The organism is Desulfacinum infernum DSM 9756 (assembly GCF_900129305.1).
Classification (GTDB): Bacteria; Desulfobacterota; Syntrophobacteria; order Syntrophobacterales; family DSM-9756; genus Desulfacinum; species Desulfacinum infernum.
On record NZ_FQVB01000035.1, the window covers coordinates 1 to 18263 of the forward strand.

Consider the following 18263-nt stretch of genomic DNA (forward strand, 5'->3'; position numbering starts at 1 on the left):
GAATGAACGCGAATAGACGCAAATCTTTTTAGTTGTAGGAACTGCGAAGGCCGCAATGAGGGTGCCCGGCAATGCAATGGGCGCGCAGTGACTCATAGAGAAGGGCATATTGCGGCGTTCCGACAAATGCCCTTGCTCCGGCCCACCCTTTCATCCATGCGGGGTGGAGCTAAGTGGGCCATGAACGTTAGGGACTCTTTTCCGTTCTGAGAAGCTGTCCGACAATGGCTTGTCGAGACAAGAGCCCGGGCTATGGCCGCTCTTTTCGTGGCCGCGGGGCTTCAGCCCCGCGGAAAGGGCCATCGCAACTTCATGAAGTGACAGAAAATACGCGATGGCCCATCCAACGTTCGGGGGGTCATCCGCAGCCCTGAAGGGCTGCGCTCCGAGAAAAGAGATCATCCGCGACGTTTTCGGGCAGGCTTCTGGGAACGGTGCAAGGCAAGCCACGATCGGTGGGTATGCGGGATTTCTAGCGTGATGTGAAAATAAAACTGCCTAAAGATCCGGAGATGCGCATGACGGACGAGTCTTCCAGAAAATCCAAGAGATGGGGCGCCATTGGGGTGGTCGCGGTGGCCGTTGCTTTTCTGGCTGTGGCGGGCTTCAATTTCTGGCGGCTTCACAGCCGGGAAGAGTCACGGGAGGAGGCTCTCGTGCGAGTTCCTGTCTCGGTGATCGAGGCTCGGATGGGGGATGTGGAACGGTGGCTCGAAACCACGGGCGATCTGCGGCCGCTGCAGGATGTTTTCCTGTATCCCACCGTCAGCGGCAAGAAGGTGGTGGAGATCACGGCGGAACGAGGCGAGCGCGTTCGGGCGGGGCAGGTCCTGGTGCGGCTGGACGATGCGGAGATCCGGGCCCGGTTGGACCAGGCGCGGGCTGCGGTGGAAGCGGCGGCGACCCAGGTGGGGCTTCTGGAAAGGGATCGGGCCCGCTTCGAGGCCCTCTACAAAGAAAAAGCGGTGGCCCGGCAGCGGCTGGATCGAATCCGCAGCGAGCACGAAGCTGCCCTGGCCCGTCTGAAAGAAGCCCGGTCGGCGCTGGAGGCTCTGCAGGTTCTCCACGGGGACTTCACACTGAAGGCTCCCATGGACGGCCTGCTCGCGGACCGCTACCTGGATCCCGGCAACATGACCGATACCAAGAAACCGGTGGTGCGGATCACCACCGAAGACCGCCTCAAGGTGGTCTTCCAGGTGTCCGAACCGGATTTTCCTCTGATCCGGGAAGGAATGACGGCGGAATGCCGGGTGGCGGCCTACCCGGCGCGGGTCTTCCGCGGCCGGGTTCAGGTGCTTACCCCGGTGCTGGATCCGGTGACGCGAACGGCACAGGCCGAACTCCACGTGCCCAACCCGGACCTGGCGCTCCGCTCGGGCATGTTCGCCCATGTCCGTCTCTTCCTGGGCAGCCGCCGGGCGCTGGTCATCGAAAGGGATGCGGTGCTGCGGGTTCCCGGGACGGGCACCCCGTATGTCTTCGTGGTTCGGGATGGCAAGGCGGTTTTACGCAATGTGCGGTTGGGTGCGGAACGGGAGACCCTGGTGGAAGTCGTGGAAGGGCTTCAAGAAGGAGACCGGGTGGTGGTCCGGGGCCAGAACCGGCTGAGCGAGGGGGTTCCGGTGGAGGTTGTGCAGGGGGAGGGGAGCTGAGTCCATGCGACTGCCCGAATTTGCCGTTCGACAACCCGTGGCCACGCTCATGTTCCTTCTGGCCGGCCTGCTGCTCGGGATGCTCTCTCTTTTTCGAATCAGCATCGACATGTTTCCCGATATCAGCCCGCCGGTGGTTTCCATTCTCACCACCTGGCCCGGAGCCAGCGCCTCTGACGTGGAAACGGAGGTGACCAAGGTGATCGAGGACCAGGTGAACACGGTGAGCAACCTGGACACCCTCACCTCCAAGTCCCTGGACAACCTGTCCGTGGTGGTCTGTCGCTTCGACTGGGGGACGGACCTTTCCGAGGCCACCAACGATATCCGGGACTGGCTGGAGCGTGCCAAGAGGGATTTGCCTCCCGACGTGGAAACCCCCATGCTCTACAAGTTCAGCAGCGCCACGGCGCCCATCTTCTTCATGACCATCACGGCCGACGCCAGCTGGCCGCGACTCTATCACCTGGTGGACAAGACCATTTCCGATGAACTGAAGCGGGTTCCGGGCGTGGGGGCCATTCAGCTCTACGGGGGGCTCCGGCGCCGCATCAACGTCTATTTCGACCTGGACAAGGTGGAAGGCTACGGATTGAACCTGGAACAGATCAACCGGGTCTTGGCGGCGGAGAATGTGAGCGTGCCGGCCGGCAACATCAAGGCGGGCCGGAGGGAATACTTCGTGCGCGTGCCGGCCCGCTACGAAAACGCCGCCCAGATGGCCGACACCGTGGTGGGGTTTTTCCAGGGCAGACCTGTCTATCTGAGAGACGTGGCGCAGGTGGAAGACGGCTTCAAGCCCATGGAATTGAACGGCTGGGGGGACGGTAAGCCCGCCATCGTGCTCATCCTGCAAAAACAGACGGGCGAAAACACGGTGGAGGTCTCCCGGCGTGTGCGCCGAAAGGTGGCCGAGATTCAAGAGAGGCTCCCCAGCGATGTGAAGATCCACATCGTGATGGACACTTCAGAGAACATCCTCACGTCCATCTACAACCTGAGGAACACGCTCCTTTACGGCATCGTGCTGGTGGTGCTGGTCACGGTGGCCTTCCTTCGACAAGTGCGCTCGGCTCTCATCATCGCCCTGAGCATTCCCTTTTCCTTGGTCCTTTCCTTCATCTTTCTCTACTTTTCCGGCTACACCATCAACCTGGTCTCGCTGATGTCCCTGGCCATCGCTTCAGGCATGGTGGTGGACAACGGCATTGTGGTCTTGGAAAACATCGTGCGCTACCTGGAAAAAGGGGGGCGCCAGACCACGGCGGCCATGTTCGGGGCGAGCGAGATGGGCCTGGCCATCACGGCATCCACCCTGACCACAGTGGTGGTCTTCGTCCCGCTCATGTTCCTCACCGGATTGGCCGGCATCATGTTCAAACAGCTGGGATTCGTGGTGGTGGTCACTCTGGTCGCCTCCCTGGTGACGGCCCTGACATTGACGCCCATGCTCTCTTCCAAGTGGCTGCATCGGGAACAGTTCGACCGGTCCAGGCACCGCGGCCCGGCCGGGGCGGCCTACCGGTGGAGCGAAAGGGCCTTCGAGATCCTGGAAGGACGCTATCAGGCGATCCTGGCATGGAGCCTTTCGCACCGCAAGACCGTCTTCTTTCTGGCGGTGGCGGTCTTTGTGAGCGGGCTTTCCCTGGTTCCGTTCCTTTCCACGTCCTTTATGCCCGAGGTAGACTCGGGGGACGTGAGCGTGGATTTCCGCCTCCCCGAAGGTACCCGGATCGAAGAGACCAACCGGGTGGTGGAGGCCATCCAGAAAAACATCGAGAAGGTAGTGCGTCCCGAGGAGTTTCGCCACTCCTACGCCTTCGACGGACAGTCGGAGGAGGGCATCGGCGTGGCTCTCGGTTTCGAGGAAGGGGCCAACGTGGGGGAGATCGGTTTCAAACTGGTGGACCGCGATAAGCGGGATCGGAGCGCCAAGGAGATCGCGGCCCTGCTGCGCGAGGAGGTCCAGAAGATCCCGGGGATCAGCCGCATCATGGTGAGCGCCGTGGATCCCATCTCGTCCATCCTCAAAGGGCGGGGGAAGGCGGTTTCCCTGGAGATTCAGGGATCGGACATGGACGTGCTCATGGAGGTGGCGCGCCGCGTGGAGGCCGTCTTTCTCACGATTCCGGGACTTGTGGACGTGGAGATCAGCCAGAAACCCCCGCGCCCTGAGCTGTGGGTGGAAGTGGACCGGGAAAAGGCGGCGTCCATGGGGCTGCGCGCGGCCCAGGTGGCGGCGGTCCTGAGAAACTACTTTTATGGCAAGGAAGCCAGCCTGTACCGGGATGCCGGCGACAGCTTCGAGATCTTCACGCGCCTTTCGGAGAAGGACAAGAACCGCCTGGAAAACCTGCTTCGCGTGCCCGTAACCCTTCCCGACGGGCGCCAGGTTCCGCTCAAAAACCTGGTTCGGGTTCGTGAAGGTCAGGGGCCCATCGAAATCGAGCGCAAAAACCGCCAAAAGATCGTGAAGGTGGAAGCGGACCTGTGGCAAAGATCCCTGGGATCGGCCAGCTCCGAGATCCGGGAAAAGCTTAAAGGGCTGGATCTTCCGGAAGGCGTCAGTGTGGGATTCGGCGGCGATGTGGAGGAGCAGCAGAAGGCCTTCCGGGAACTCACCACCCTTTTCGTTCTCGGAATCGTGCTGGTTTACATGGTCATGGCCTCACTTTTCGGCAATCTCAGGGATCCTCTCATCATCATGTTTTCCGTTCCCTTCGCCGTGACGGGGGTGTTGTACGCGTTCTACTTGACCGACACCACCCTGGGCATCGTCTCCTTCATGGGAGTGGTCATGCTGGTGGGGATCGTGGTCAACAACGCCATCGTCCTGCTGGACTACACGCACTTGTTGGAAAAGAGAGGGTTGGATCTCTTCGATGCGGTGACCCGGACTGGGAGAAGCCGGCTTCGTCCCGTGCTCATGACCACGCTCACCACCTTTTTCGGGATGCTTCCCATGGCGGTCTCCCGCAGTGTGGGAGCCGAAACCTGGAATCCCCTGGGCATCACCATGCTGGGGGGGCTTTCGGTGTCCAGTCTGGTGACCCTGGTGCTGGTCCCCACGCTCTACTACCATCTGGAAAACAGGCGCCGAAGCAGGCAGCCGTGAAGGTGAGAGAATCCGAGAGGAGGGACGCGGCCCCATGTACATGTACTGGATCTTCTACGATGTGGCCTACGACGAAGACGTGATGGAAATGCTGGAACACTGTTGCGTTACGGGGTTTACCAAGTGGGATCGGGTGCTGGGCAAGGGGCCCCATGCGGACCCCAAGATGGACACCTCCGTCTGGCCCGGCTTCAATTGCGCGGTGGTGGTCATCGCCGAGGATCCCGTCGCGTCCGAGCTTCTTCGGGCCCTGAGGGAACTCAAGGATCGGATGGGCCGTCGGGGAATCGAAGTTTTTCGCTCGGTCGTGGAGCGAATCGACTGAAGACGCCCGCCTTCGAACCGGTCCGCCAGCGGATGTGTTGCTAGGCTGCAGGACGCAGCAGCCGGTAGGCACGCGCCCTGTAGAGCGAATGATCGTTCGCCCCTACAGGGTACGGCCTCTGAAAGGACCTCTTCCTTGTGGGTTGTCACGACTCACCGCGATGGAGGCTCAAACCACGTGTCGTCCAGTGTCCTTTCCCGCACACCGTCCGGGCCGATGCGCAGGAAAGTCAGCGGAGGGGCCACGTCCTCGGATCGTTCGGCCAGCCGAACCAGAAAGCCCTCCATGATCTTCTCCACGCTTTCCAGATCCCTTTCCGTTTCGCTCAGCCGGGCCATGCGCATCTCGAATCCCATGTGGCGGGGGATGGCCACCGCAGTGCCCACAGGCAAGGGAGCCAGGGGCTCCCCGGGTTCGTCGCATCCCAGCAGGAGCACACGGCATGCGGGATGCCCCCCTCGGTCGGTCATTCCCGCAAACAAGAGATAGAAACGCTCCAGGTCCTCACGGGACGGTGGGATGGCTGCCAAGCGGTTGCGGACTTTCAGCCAATGTGCCGAGCAAAAGGCAATGGCCTGGTCGAGAATCGCGTCCGTATCGCGGACGCCCCTTTCCCGGACATACTCGGCAAAGGCCTGTGCCAAGGCCAGTCCGTGGCCGGCGCCTGCGGCGATGAGTACGCAGTGGGACGACAAGTGCACAACCTTTCGGACCACGTCTCGTCTCGGTTCGTCCCTCTGTGGGTCGAAGTGGAGAGCCAGACTGTCGGTGGCCAGGACAGCTCCCTCCGGGGTGTGGTATCCAAAGACCTGTGTCATGGAAATCTCCTTGCGACCGAGGCTCAGGCGTGTCAATCCTCGGCCGATTGTGGCATAAGGAAGGGCGGCGGACAAGACGCGCGATTTTTTTTTGCGGTTGGGCCGTCCAGAAACCCAGGTGCGTTAACAAGGGGAGTGACTCTCATGATGGAGATCTGTTTGAAGGCGGAAAATCCCATGCCGGCGTTCTTTCCCGTACTGCAACAGGGGGTGGACGTGGAGGTGCCGGGTTCCCAGTCCCTGGAGTCGATCATCACGAATGTATGGGGCTTCGACAAAAACTTTGCGGCGACCAAGATCGGGACGGTCTTTCTTAACGGGACTCCCGTGGACGACATGGAATCCACTCGGGTGGGAGACGGGGATGTGGTGGCGCTTTCCGGACCCATGCCGGGACTGGCCGGAGCCATTCTGCGAAAGGGAAGCCCGTTTGCCGGGTTGCGGCGGGGAGGCCGCCCCGAAACCCGCTCGGGTGATTCCGGGAACCGGAAGGATCAGATCCGAATCCACGTCAAGCTCTTCAACAGCCTGATCGGCGATATGGGCCCCCGGCTTCTCCAAACGGGGGTTATTCTTGACAGCGAGAGGGCCCGGGGCGTCGTTGCCTCCTTGAGTCAGCAAGGGGGCCGAGGTTTCGGACGGATGGTGGTGGACGGCAAAACGATGAGCGTCGATGAAGTTCAACGAATCCTTCGTGAGAAACCTCAAGAGCCGACGCGATTCAAATGGTCGACCTGATGAGTCAACCGCTCACATCTTTTCTGGAACTCCGGCATTGCCGAAGGTGGACTGCGTTCGATTTCGCCGGCCTGGCGAATTTATCTGAGAGGAAGCCTGTGTTCGAGAGATCCAGCACCTCGTAGCCCTCCGTTTCGGGGGGAGGGCGGAGGTGCGCTCGCAGGATACGCGATGGGCCTGACAAGGGCCTGAGCCGAGATCCCGAGTGGTGGCGCCGCCTCTTGCTTCGTGGCATCCTTTCCTTGGTTGCGAAACGAACCTTCCGGAACGCTATGGGCCTCTGGACAACCCGGGGCAGGTGGCCTGCGACCTGCCTGCTGCGCTGGAAAGTGCTTAGGAGTTTTCCTGAAAACAGACAATCCGCCTCCCTCAATGGCTTTTCCTCACCTCAACGGCTGCCTCATCCATGCCCAGGTATTTCCTGACTGTGTTGCGGGATATGCACAGCTGCCTCTCGATGGCGCGGATCTTCAGGCCGTTGCCCTCATCGTAATGCGCCTTGATCTTGTGAATCATGACCCGCTCCTTCAAAGGCGCTTCCTCCCACTTCCCTTTTGATTTCTCAGAGATGGGGTCGCACGGCCAAGTGATGGCCCATGCATCCTCCACGTGGGTCCCTTTTGCAGGCCGAAGGTGGGTCATGTTAGTTGCCCAGTAACATTTCCCGTCAACCTCCTCGCTCCGCATGCCCGATGAGTCCTTGCGCGCGGTCTGTCCGTGCGCCTGAGGATTCCGCGGAAGACCAGCGATGGCTTACCGGGCGCTGGTTCTTTCCTTCATGCGGGTTGGCGGGCCTCGCCGGGATCGCGTTGGATGTGCATTGTCACAAAAAAGTCGCTGGTGTGTGAAAAGTTTCTTGACAGGAGAGAGGCTGCATTATAGCTATATAACAGCTTACGCGCGGGGCTGTCTTCCTTACTCGATCCTGGAACGGAAGTTGTGGAGGGACGATGGCAAAGCCATAGGGCCAAGCGCTGCTCCACGTAACCTCTTGGCTCAGGAGGAGCAGGGACCTTCAAGCGCCGCCTTCGGGCAAGGGGGGGTGTAGCCTCATCGAGTGGCAAGATCTGCGCTCGGTCGGGACGCCAGGGGGGCGTTCTCGACTTAATCAAGAACCTGGAATGGGTGTTGGCGGGGGTGCGGCGACCATTCGGCCGTCGAGATCAATTCGCCTTCCTGACTTCTGTATCTCTCGCGGTGAAAGTCAAACCAAGCGTATCGGAGGCAGGCGGCTACCGTTTTCGAGATTTCGGACGGGGCCGATGGTGCATACTGACTTCCAGTCAGGAGTATGCGGGATGGTGGACCATGTCATTTCCAGAGCCCTACGGATCGTCTTGTTTTCTGGTCTGATCTGCATTTTTGCCTGCGGTTCGGCCCTTGCCGGACTATCGCATTATGTGCCCGGCGGACTGGGTATCAAGAATGCAACGATGCCCCCGCCCGGGTTCTGGTATGCCGGCTACAACCAGTTATACAGGGCAAAAACCTATAGGGATGATGGTGGTCGCAATTCGACCACGACGGATATGGATATCACCGTATTTGCTAATGTGAATCAGTTTGCCTGGATTACGGATAAAAAAATATTCGGTGCCAACTATGGAGTAGACCTTTTTGTCCCCCTTATCTACACCGACCTCGAGGTCGATTTCATGGGGGTCACAGTTACGGAGGATCGCCGATTCGGGCTGGGCGACCTCTTTATCGATCCGCTCGTCTTGTGCTGGCACGGTGCCCGATGGGACGCCTTCCTCGCTTCCGGTGCCTACCTTCCCACGGCCCAACACGACAAGGCCGCCTCGCCCGGCAAGGGGTATTGGACCTTTATGCATCAGGCTGGAGCCACCTTCTACTTTGACGAGCGGAAAGCCTGGTCCGTGTCGGCCAGGGGGCGCTTCCTTCACAGTACGGAAGATCCGGATACCGACATCAGGCCCGGAAACGAGGCCATATTTGAATATGGGCTTGGCAAGGACGTGCCTCTGGGGGGTGGGGCCGTATTAACCGCCGGGCTGATCGGATATTCGTACATTCAACTGACGAAGGATAGCGGCCCCGGCGCCAGCGGGCTGAAGGCGGAAGGGCATGCGTTGGGGCCGGAACTCCAGTTATCCGTCTTTGAACCATTCTTTCTGAACGTATCGCTCAGATACACCCGCGAGTACGAAGTGAGGAACAACACGGAGGGGGATTCCGTGTGTCTGACCATCGTTGCGTCCTTTTGAGGGGGCTGCAGCCGGGAGGGTCGTGCGGCCGGGGCCGGGACCTGGCGGCTCCCGGAAAGGGGAAAGACCGGGAGGGAATGGGCTCTGTCGGCATGCCTTCCGCCCGAGGCGAGGAGGGGCCCGGAGGCTGTGGGCCCACCGGTGGGGACCTGATGCGGTCCGGTGGCACTGCGGGGCAGGCGGCATCGGATCGAAACGGGATCGGAGATTCATGAAGGAGGCTGCCGGAACTCGCAGTGGCAGGGCCTTCGCAGGAGGTTTCATGACCCACGGAGGGGCGAAAAGAGATGGGTGGGCGTGCGGCAGCCAGGATCGGCGTGTGCATGGTTTCCAATAAGGGAAGGGGTATGTGAATTCTTTCTTGACAGGAGGGGGGGCTGCAGAGTAGCTACAGAATAGCTTGTAGACGATGTGATATTTCAGGTGCCCAACCTAAGACAGGCGGCAGGAGAGCGCAATGGAAAGATGGAAGAAGGTCCAAAGGGTCCCGACTCCGGCCCTTATCCCCCCCTACGGCCCCCTTGCTGGAATGAGGGTGTTGATGACCGGTAACGTGGTGGCGGCCCCATTTGCTGCCGGTGTCTTGGCAGAATATGGCGCGGAGGTCATCCATGTGGAGAGGCCGGGTGTGGGTGACCGTTACCGCGGCCAGGACCCAATGGTGACTTTCGACGAAAAGGAGCAGAGGTTCGTTCTGGCCTCCCCGGACACGCCCCGAGACCGGAAAGTCAGCACGGGCTGGATCCAGGAGGCTCGCAATAAATTGAGTTTCACCTTGGAACTCAACATGCGCGTGCCGGAGGCTAAGGACATCTTTCTGTCGCTCATCAAAAACTGCGACGTATGGATAGAGAATTTGGTCTGGCTCGAAAAGCTGGGGCTCAGCGACGAAATGGCCCTGGAGGCCAATCCCCGCCTTGTCATCGCCCATATTAGCGGGTTCGGGCGCCCGCAGTTCGGAGGTGTTCCGGAGGAGTGCGATCGTCCTTCCTATGATCCCATCGGTCAGGCTGAGGGAGGGTATATGTTCCTGAATGGATATCCTGAACCCATGCCTCCCATGCCAGGCGCTTCCTTTATCAACGACTATATGACCGCGATGTTTTGTGTGAGCGGAATTCTTATGGCATATATTCATGCCCAAAAGACCGGAGAGGGACAAGTTGTCGATGTGTCCCAGGTCGAGTGCATGAGCAAATGTTTAAACGATACTTTTGTCAATTACTTGACTCTCGGTGCCGTCAAGGAAAGGTACGGGACCAAATTGCCCATATCCCAGCCCGGGGACGTTTACAAAACCAAGGATGGCTATATATATCTCATGGCCTTTGGTCCCGTCGTCTACAACAGAGCCCTCCAGGCCATGGGTATCGATTATCAGAAATACTCCCATGCAGAAGCGGGAGCCTCCAGCGAGGCTGTGAACTCGCCACTCGGCCGCGAGTTGGATGGCTTGATAAGGGCTTGGCTGGCGGAAAGAACCAGTGAGGAGGCCATGGCCCAGTTCAGAAAATACAAGGTACCGTGTGGGATTCCTAGGAGTGTGGCCGATCTGGCCTCAAGCGAACACTACCGGAAGCGAGGGAACTTCGTGGAATACGAAGACCAGACCCTCGGGCGCAAGGTGAAGGCCTATGGATTCGCGCCCAAGATGAGCAAGACGAGACCGCAGGTATGGCGTGGGGCCCCTCGACTCGGCCAGGATACGGAGCGGGTTCTCAGGAAGATCCTTGGGTATGGGGACGCGGAGATAGAGGCGCTGAAGGGCAGGGGAATTATCGATTAAGAGCCTGTCCGAGAATGTTTTTCCGGTTCGAGAGGCCGGCAATTTCCAATCACTTCGTAGCCGCAGGGCTTCTGCCCCCGCGGAAAGGGCCATCGTAACCCTTTGAAGCCGCAGGCCGGATGCGGTGGCCTATGCGACGACCGGGTATTCCTCCTCAGCCCTAAAGGGCTGCGCTACGAGAAAAGAGGTCGCCCGCGACGTTGCCGGATAGCCTCCTGGCTGGCGGAAGGTGCGCCGATACTTGGTGGCAGCCAAGACGGAAGCCCGCCTGGATGATGGGTGTGGACGGGATCGATAGGGAAGGAAAATACGGAGACGGAGGATGCCAATGCATGGGGCGATGACAATCGGAGTGGTGGGCGCCGGGACGATGGGATCCGGAATCGCCCAGAAGCTTGCCCAGGAAGGTTTCAGGGTGGTGTTGGTGGACGTCGAAAGCCGATTTGTGGAACGCGGGATCGGGTTGATCCAATCGACCCTTCGTGAGGCGGTGAAGAGAAAGATTTTTGACGAAGGGCGGGTAGCGGAGATTCTGGGTCGCATTCACGGCACCGTTGACAAGTCGGCGCTGAAGAATGCGGATCTGGTGATTGAAGCGGTGTTCGAGGACGAACAGGTGAAGAAGGATCTCTTTCGGGAGCTCGATGCCATATGCGCCCCGCAAACGATCTTCGCCACCAATACATCCAGTTTCTATGTGAAGGATATGGCCGCAGTGACCTCGCGGCCCGACCGGTTCGTGGGAATGCACTACTTTTATCACCCTGCCAAGAACCGACTGCTGGAAGTGATTCCGCACGAGGGGACGAGTCGGGAGACGTTGCAGAAAGCTGTGGAAATCGGGCGGTTGCACGGGAAGGTGGTGATCGTGGTGAAAGATGTGTCGGGCTTCGCCGTCAATCGCTTCTTCTCTCCGCTGCTGACCGAGGCGGTCCAGGTGCTGAGCGAGGGGTGGGCGAACATTCCCACCATCGAGAAGGCGGCGAAGGAGGCCTTTGGAATCGGAATGGGGCCTTTCGAGCTGATGAACGTCACCGGCATTCCCATCGCCGTCCACGCATCCACCACATTTGGAAGAGAGTTGGGCTCGCTTTATGGAACACCCAAGCTGCTGAGGGATCAGTTTGAGAGCGGCGAGCTCTGGGATCTGGAAGGCGATGTCGACGACACGAAGATCGAAGCCGTCCAAGACCGTTTGTATGGAGCGTGCCTCGGGGCCGCTGCGGCTTTGGTCAGCGAAGGGGTGGCGTCCATCGAGGACACGGATCGAGGGGCCAAGGTCGGGTTGAGGTGGAGCCGCGGGCCGTTCGAGATCATGAACGATATCGGCATCGACAGGGCCTACCGGTTGGTACATGCCATGACCGAACGGTATCGGGACTTCGCCATGCCCGAGATCCTCGTGAGGCAAAGGGCGAACGGAGAGCCATTCCGGTTCAGATACGTGGATTACGAGGTGGAAGGCGAGGTGGCCTACATCACCATCAACCGTCCGGAAGCCCTGAACGCGTTGAACGAAGCCACCGTTTCTCAACTGGCGGAATCTTTCGATCAGGCGGAAAAGGACCCTGGTGTTAACGCGGTGGTCATCCGGGGGGCGGGCAAGGCCTTTGTGGCGGGCGCGGATATCCGCTTCTTTATCCGCAAGATTCAGGAAGGTCGTATCGAGGACATAGTGAGCTTCACGCGTGCCGGCCACGATTTGTTGCTGCGGTTGGAGAACAGCCCCAAGCTGACCATTGCGCAACTGGATGGTCTTTCCATGGGGGGAGGCAGTGAGCTGGCCTTGGCGTGCCAGGCGGTCGTGGCCACGCCTGCCGCGTCCATGTCCTTTCCCGAGACGGGAATCGGGATCTACCCGGGGCTTGGAGGAATGATTCGGACTGCCAGACGGATTGGTTTGGAGCTTGCCAAGTACTACGTCTTCACGGGGGAGACGATCTCGGCTCAGGATGCGCTCGATCTGGGCCTGGTGTCCAAGCTGGTGCCGCCGCACCAGGTGAACGAGAGTATCCGTGAACTCATTTCGGCCGGAAGGCCGAAGGACAAGTATGCAAAGAGAGACCTTCCGAAGCGTTTCCAGGAGCGTGCACGGTTGTGTTCAGCGGAGAACGTGCAGCGGATCCTGCAGGGGGATCGGCCGGAGGGCGTAAGCGCTGAGCTGGCGGAGCGCTTCATGGGCCGAATCGCCAGGAAGGCGCCCCTGGCTGTCCAAAAGGCCAATGAACTGATGGATGCCCAGATGGGGGTCGAGATCCCGAAAGCGATCGAGATGGAGCTTGAGGCGCTGCCGTACATGTTTGGGACCAAGGATGCTCTCATCGGGTTGTCGTCCGTGGGGGCTGCGCCTCCGCGCTTCCTGGGCGAGTGAGCGGAGACGGGGACAGGAACCAGGAACAGGGTCATTACCTTTGAAAGAAGGGGAAGGCAGCGATGTTGACCAAGGCGTACATACCATACGGGGGATATTACTCCTCACCGTTTTGCAAATGGCAGGGAAGTCTGGCCAACGAGAATGCCATTGAGCTGGGGGCGCGAACGGCCCGTCAATGGTTGGAACGGAAGGGCTGGGAGGGTGCGCCCTTTGACTACCTCTATCTGGGGATCACGGTCGGGCAGCAGAGGGTCTTTTACGGGAGCACATGGGCCGCGGCCATGATGGGCGTGAGGGTCCCTGGGATGACCGTCATGCAGGCGTGCTCCACGGCCACCACTTGTGTCTTTAATGCGGCCATGAGCATCGAGCAGGGCCTGCTTTTAAGCCCCCTTTGCCTTCTGGTCGACCGGTGTTCCAACGGGCCGCACACCATCTGGCCGAACCCGCTGGGGCCGGGCGGGGAGGTGATCTCGGAGAACTGGAACATGGACAATATGAACGGGGATCCGGCCACAGGCCATCCCATGGTCGTCACCGCCGAGAATGTTGCCAGGGAGGCGGGCTTCACAAGGGAAGAGGCGGACGAACTGGCGATTCTCCGCTATGAGCAGTATGTGGCGGCTCTCAAGGACGATCGGGCTTTTCAGAAACGTTACATGGTCCCCGTGGAGGCCAGAGTTGGTCGGAAGCAGATGGTCCGTGTGGAAGCGGACGAGGGTGTGACTCCCTGCACCGCCGAGGGGCTGCAGAGGCTGAAGCCTGTTGTCGCGGAAGGCATTCACACCTTCGGATCCCAGACGCACCCGGCGGACGGTAATGCCGCGTTGCTGGTGACGACGAAAGAACGGGCGGCCGAGCTGAGTGCTGATCCTTCGGTGTCCATCCGCGTGGTCTCCTACGGTTTCGCCCGCACGCGGCCCGCGTTCATGCCGGCCGCACCGGTGCCCGCAGCCCGTATGGCCTTGGAGCGGGCGGGAATTGGGATCAAGGACGTGACGGTCATCAAGACGCACAACCCCTTTGCTGCAAACGATCTGTATTTTGCCAAGGAGCTGGGAGTCGGGTGGGCCGAATTCAACAATTTCGGTTCATCGATGATCTTCGGCCATCCCCAGGCTCCCACCGTGGCCCGGCTGCTCATCGAGGGAATCGAGGAGGCGGTGTTGAGAGGAGGAGGCCATGTTCTCGTGGCAGGGTGTGCGGCGGGTGACACGGGAGCGGCGCTGGTCCTGAAAGTGGACACTGCCGCTTGAGCCACCAAGGGTTTTGAGTGGAGACGGCCTGAAGCGGGGTCGGAAAGAGGGCCCGCAGGCAGTTCTCGGGAACAAGTGGGTCCATGTCCCGTTCATTATCGTGTTCTCAATGCTGAGCCTGGCCTCGTGCGGAAGCTGAGATGGAACCGTTGTTGCTGTTTCGAGCCCCAGGTGTCGATCCCGTGAGTCCGCGAAAGAGCGGGCGATTGATTCGGGGCGTGCGCTACACAGATCGGCGGGTCCCCAAGTAGGGTGCCGGCCATAGCAAGCGATCAGGAGGAAACCGATGAAGATTCGAGCTGCAACGGTCAACGAAGCCGGGGGAGATTTCATCATTCGCGAACTGGAGATGGAAGAGCCGCGCGAGTCGGAAGTGGTGGTTCGCATCGTTGGCGCGGGTATCTGCCACACGGATCTGGTGGCCAGGGACCAGCATCTACCCATTCCGTTGCCGGCCGTATTCGGTCATGAGGGTGCCGGCGTTGTGGAAAAGGTCGGATCCAAAGTCACCAAGGTGGAACCCGGGGATCACGTGGTTCTGGCCTGGGGGGCCTGCGGCCAGTGTCCATCGTGCCTGTCCGGGCGCGATCCATACTGCCACAATTTCTTTCTTTACAACTTTCATGGTGCTCGGCCGGATGGAACAGTGACTCTAAAGGACGAGCACGGAGTCGTGCACGGGTCCTTCTTCGGTCAATCGAGCTTTGCCAGCCACGCGCTGGCGGACCAGCGCAACGTGGTTAAGGTTCCCAAGGATGTGCCTCTCGATGTCCTGGCTCCCTTGGGTTGCGGGGTCATGACCGGTGCCGGTGCCGTGATCAATTCCCTCAAGGTGCGACCAGGCTCGACCATAGCCGTTTTCGGGATTGGAACGGTGGGAATGAGTGCTGTAGCCGCGGCAAAACTGGTTGGCTGCACCACGATCATCGCCGTGGATGTGCAGGAAGGACGACTGAAAAAGGCCATGGAGTTGGGTGCGACGCACGTGGTCCATGCGGGGCACGCGGATCCGGTCCAAGCCGTTTTGGATATCACCGGTGGGGGCGTCCAGTACAGCCTGGAATGCGTCGGAAACCCCGCGGTACTTCGCCAGGCCACGGACTGTCTGGCCATGCCAGGTGTGTGCGGACTGGTTGGAGTTACGGCGCCCGGTACCGAGGTGGTGCTCGACATGGATCGGATCATGAACGGGCGCGCTGTCCAGGGAATCATCGAAGGCGATGCCATCCCCGAACTGTTCATCCCGCAACTCATCGAACTCTACAAACAGGGTCGCTTCCCCTTCGATCAGTTGATCACGAAGTACCCGTTCGAGGAAATCAACCGTGCCGTGCACGACATGGAGAGTGGGGCGGTGGTCAAACCGGTACTCACGCCCTAAGAGTTGTCCGAGAAGGGATTTTCGCTGCCAGAGCCGAGGGATTTCCAGTCTGCTCGCCGGCGCGGGGCTTCAGCCCCGCGGAAAGGGATGCTCGTAATCCCATGAGGGAGCAGGCAATCCCCGAAGGCTTCCTCGAGGTTCGGGGATTCTTTCGCAGCTACGAGAATAGCGGGTTCCCCTGGAGTTTTCGGACTAGGAGCTTGTCCGGGAACCCCCCCAACTGTCACTCCCGCGCAAGCGGGAGTCCATAAGTTGCCGAAAAACCTGGATTCCCGCTTTCGCGGGGATGGCGGATGGGCGATGGAAGGGGCAAATGAGCCATTTTTAGACAGCTTCCTAGGCTGCCGACCCTGTCAAAGGAGAAGCTCAATGAGATTCATACGCATCGACATGAAAGAGCGGTCAATCCGTGAGGACGCCGTTCCCCCTGAGTACCAAGGTCTCGGTGGGCGAGGTTTGATAGCGGCCTGCCTCAACCGTGAAGTGCCTCCCCGGTGCCACGCTTTAGGGAGCGAAAACAAGCTGGTCATCAGTCCGGGAATCCTCAGCGGAACTCCATTCGTGAACACGAGCCGACTGTCGTTGGGTGCCAAGAGTCCTCTTACCGGAGGGATCAAGGAAAGCAACGTGGGAGGGACGCCGGCGGACCTTCTGGGACGTCATGGGGTCCAAGCGCTGGTCGTGGAGGGCAGGCCGGAGAGTGGATCCTGGATGTTGCTACACATCGACAGATCCGGGCAGGTCGCCCTGAGAGAGTGCGACCATCTTGCGGGTATGGGAACTTACGAGACGGCATCCACATTGAAATCCGAATATGGGGAGGATTGCACGGTCCTTTGCATCGGTCCCGCCGGCGAGCGGTTGTACGCCATAGCTTCTGTACAGGCTACGGATACCGATGGGCGGCCTTGTCGGGCGGCAGGCCGCGGCGGCATGGGGGCGGTGATGGGATCGAAAGGGCTGAAAGCTGTTGTCATTGAGCCTCCGGATGAGGATCGGGTCCAGATCGCCGACCCGGGAGGCTTCCGGAAGGCGGTGGCGGAAGTGGTTCGGATCATCAAGAGCGACCCGATGAACTCCGAGGTGATGCCGGAGTTGGGCACCGCCGCGCTGGTGGCGCCCGTGAATGCCATGGGGGCGTTCCCCTGTTACAACGCACGCAAAGGGGTCTTTGAGGGTTGGGAAAAGATCAGCGGGGAGGCCCTTGCGGAGTTGCTTAAGAAGCGCGGAGGTAAGCCGCGCCACACAGGGTGCTCCCGATGCATCATCCACTGCTCCAACGAGTTTGTGGACGAATCGGGCGCGTATGTCACGAGCTCTCTGGAGTACGAGACCATTTGGGCCATGGGGGGCATGTTAGGCGTTGATGATCTGGACACTATCGCCCGTCTGGATTTCATGTGCGACGACTTGGGCGTGGACACCATGAACGCGGGGGTAGGTATGGCCGTGGCCATGGACTCCGGCCATGCGCCCTTCGGCGATCGTGAAGCCGTCTTTCGGATGATGGAAGACATGGCTCGCGGCACGGGGTTGGGACCCGTTCTGGGGGCTGGGCCCGTGGCGGTGGGACGCCATTTCAACAACCCACGGGTCCCCGCGGTAAAGGGGCAGAGCATTGCTGCCTACGACCCGCGGGCGATGTTGGGACAGGGGGTCACCTATGCGACTTCCCCCATGGGGGCGGACCATACGGCAGGAAACATGGTGGGTGCCTACCTGACCAACCAGCTCAACCCCAGGGACAAGGCCGGCCAGGTGGAGGTTTCTCGGGAGTTGCAGATCGCTTTTGCAGCCTTCGATACCCTGGGATTGTGCTTTATCGCCGCCGTCTCGTTCTTGAAACCCGATTCGTGTGCAAGTTTCGCCAAGGCTGTGGGCGCCAAGATGGGATGCGAGTTTGGGGTCGAGGACTTCAGGCAAATGGGGATGAGCGTTCTGCGCGCGGAGCGGGAATTCAACCGCCGGGCCGGCTTGCTGAGCAGGGATGACCGCTTGCCCAAGTTTTTTTACGAAGAGCCGCTGCCTCCAACGAACGCGGTGTTCACTCTCAGCGACCAAGAGCTGGACAGCGTCTTCGAAGAGCTCAACGAGAGCTGACGTCCCAACAATAGGCTCCCGCCTTTTGGGTGGGAGCCCACGGTGCGCTTGGGCTGTCGTACCCCGGTTTGCACGGCGGCTCAAAAAAAAGGGGAGGCCGTCGGCTTGGAGGGCCCTGCCTAGGGTGATGATTGGGCCGTGGTGTCGTGCGGCTGCCGGGACCGGGCCTGAATGAGGACTGCGGGGCACCCATGATCGTGATTGTGAAGCTGTACGGGATGTTGAGTCGAAAGGTCGCGGGCTATGAGCCCGATCGAGGTCTCGAGATCAGCGTATCCGAGGGGGCGACCGTCGGAGAGGTGATTGGCGGCATCGGAATCGGCTCTGAGGAGAGCGTGGTTGTGGTGATCGACGGTGAAGTGGCGGGGGCGGAGACTCCGGTCTGTAGCGGGAGCGTCCTGAGGGTTTTTCAACCTCTGCATGGCGGTTGAGGCCGGGCTTCGGGCGTAGAGGTCGAAAGGATCGCGGGCGTTAGGGAGGATCATGC

General features: G+C 60.3%; 13 protein-coding genes. 11 read left to right on the plus strand and 2 right to left on the minus strand.

All coding sequences use genetic code 11. The features are described from left to right. The first annotated feature begins 518 nt into the window (after window positions 1-518). From BUB04_RS15075 to BUB04_RS15085, 3 genes are read left to right on the plus strand one after another with little or no spacing between them, the layout of a single operon-like run. Window positions 519-1655 (plus strand): efflux RND transporter periplasmic adaptor subunit, encoded by a 1137-nt coding sequence (locus tag BUB04_RS15075; protein WP_178372014.1) that lies wholly within the window; start codon window positions 519-521, stop codon window positions 1653-1655. 4 nt (window positions 1656-1659) lie between these two features. After that, complete coding sequence (locus tag BUB04_RS15080) at window positions 1660-4770, plus strand: efflux RND transporter permease subunit (protein ID WP_073040974.1); 3111 nt, start codon at window positions 1660-1662, stop codon at window positions 4768-4770. 34 nt (window positions 4771-4804) lie between these two features. Beyond that, a complete protein-coding gene (locus BUB04_RS15085; protein WP_073040976.1) occupies window positions 4805-5095 on the plus strand; it encodes a PG0541 family transporter-associated protein in 291 nt (96 codons plus the stop codon). A 152-nt stretch (window positions 5096-5247) separates the two neighbouring features. Here BUB04_RS15085 and BUB04_RS15090 read toward each other — a convergent pair whose 3' ends face one another. Next, on the minus strand, window positions 5248-5913 hold the full coding sequence (locus tag BUB04_RS15090) for a hypothetical protein (RefSeq protein ID WP_073040977.1): 666 nt from the start codon (window positions 5911-5913) through the stop codon (window positions 5248-5250). A gap of 144 nt (window positions 5914-6057) precedes the next feature. On the opposite strand from BUB04_RS15090, the gene BUB04_RS15095 reads away from it, so the two are divergent. Continuing rightward, entirely contained in the window at window positions 6058-6651 is a 594-nt protein-coding gene (locus BUB04_RS15095) for a hypothetical protein (protein ID WP_073040978.1), read from the plus strand. Window positions 6652-7020: 369 nt separating this feature from the next. On the opposite strand, the gene BUB04_RS19450 is transcribed toward BUB04_RS15095, so the two are convergent. Continuing rightward, window positions 7021-7167, minus strand: coding sequence for a hypothetical protein (locus BUB04_RS19450; protein ID WP_178372013.1), 147 nt, complete (start codon window positions 7165-7167; stop codon window positions 7021-7023). A gap of 782 nt (window positions 7168-7949) precedes the next feature. Between BUB04_RS19450 and BUB04_RS15105 the strand changes: the two genes are divergently transcribed. The 7 genes from BUB04_RS15105 (at window position 7950) to BUB04_RS15135 (ending at window position 18207) form a co-directional block, all read left to right on the plus strand. Then, a complete protein-coding gene (locus tag BUB04_RS15105; RefSeq protein WP_073040982.1) occupies window positions 7950-8879 on the plus strand; it encodes a SphA family protein in 930 nt (309 codons plus the stop codon). Window positions 8880-9336: 457 nt separating this feature from the next. Then, window positions 9337-10665, plus strand: a complete 1329-nt coding sequence (locus BUB04_RS15110; protein ID WP_073040984.1) for a CaiB/BaiF CoA transferase family protein — start codon at window positions 9337-9339, stop codon at window positions 10663-10665. Window positions 10666-10993: 328 nt separating this feature from the next. Next, window positions 10994-13036, plus strand: a complete 2043-nt coding sequence (locus BUB04_RS15115; RefSeq protein ID WP_073040986.1) for a 3-hydroxyacyl-CoA dehydrogenase/enoyl-CoA hydratase family protein — start codon at window positions 10994-10996, stop codon at window positions 13034-13036. Between the two features lie 62 nt (window positions 13037-13098). Then, window positions 13099-14295 (plus strand): thiolase family protein, encoded by a 1197-nt coding sequence (locus tag BUB04_RS15120; protein WP_073040988.1) that lies wholly within the window; start codon window positions 13099-13101, stop codon window positions 14293-14295. 286 nt (window positions 14296-14581) lie between these two features. Then, on the plus strand, window positions 14582-15676 hold the full coding sequence (locus BUB04_RS15125; RefSeq protein ID WP_073040991.1) for an NAD(P)-dependent alcohol dehydrogenase: 1095 nt from the start codon (window positions 14582-14584) through the stop codon (window positions 15674-15676). A gap of 390 nt (window positions 15677-16066) precedes the next feature. After that, window positions 16067-17776, plus strand: coding sequence for an aldehyde ferredoxin oxidoreductase C-terminal domain-containing protein (locus BUB04_RS15130; protein WP_245795213.1), 1710 nt, complete (start codon window positions 16067-16069; stop codon window positions 17774-17776). Between the two features lie 191 nt (window positions 17777-17967). Next, window positions 17968-18207, plus strand: coding sequence for a MoaD/ThiS family protein (locus BUB04_RS15135; protein WP_073040993.1), 240 nt, complete (start codon window positions 17968-17970; stop codon window positions 18205-18207). Window positions 18208-18263: the final 56 nt, after the last annotated feature.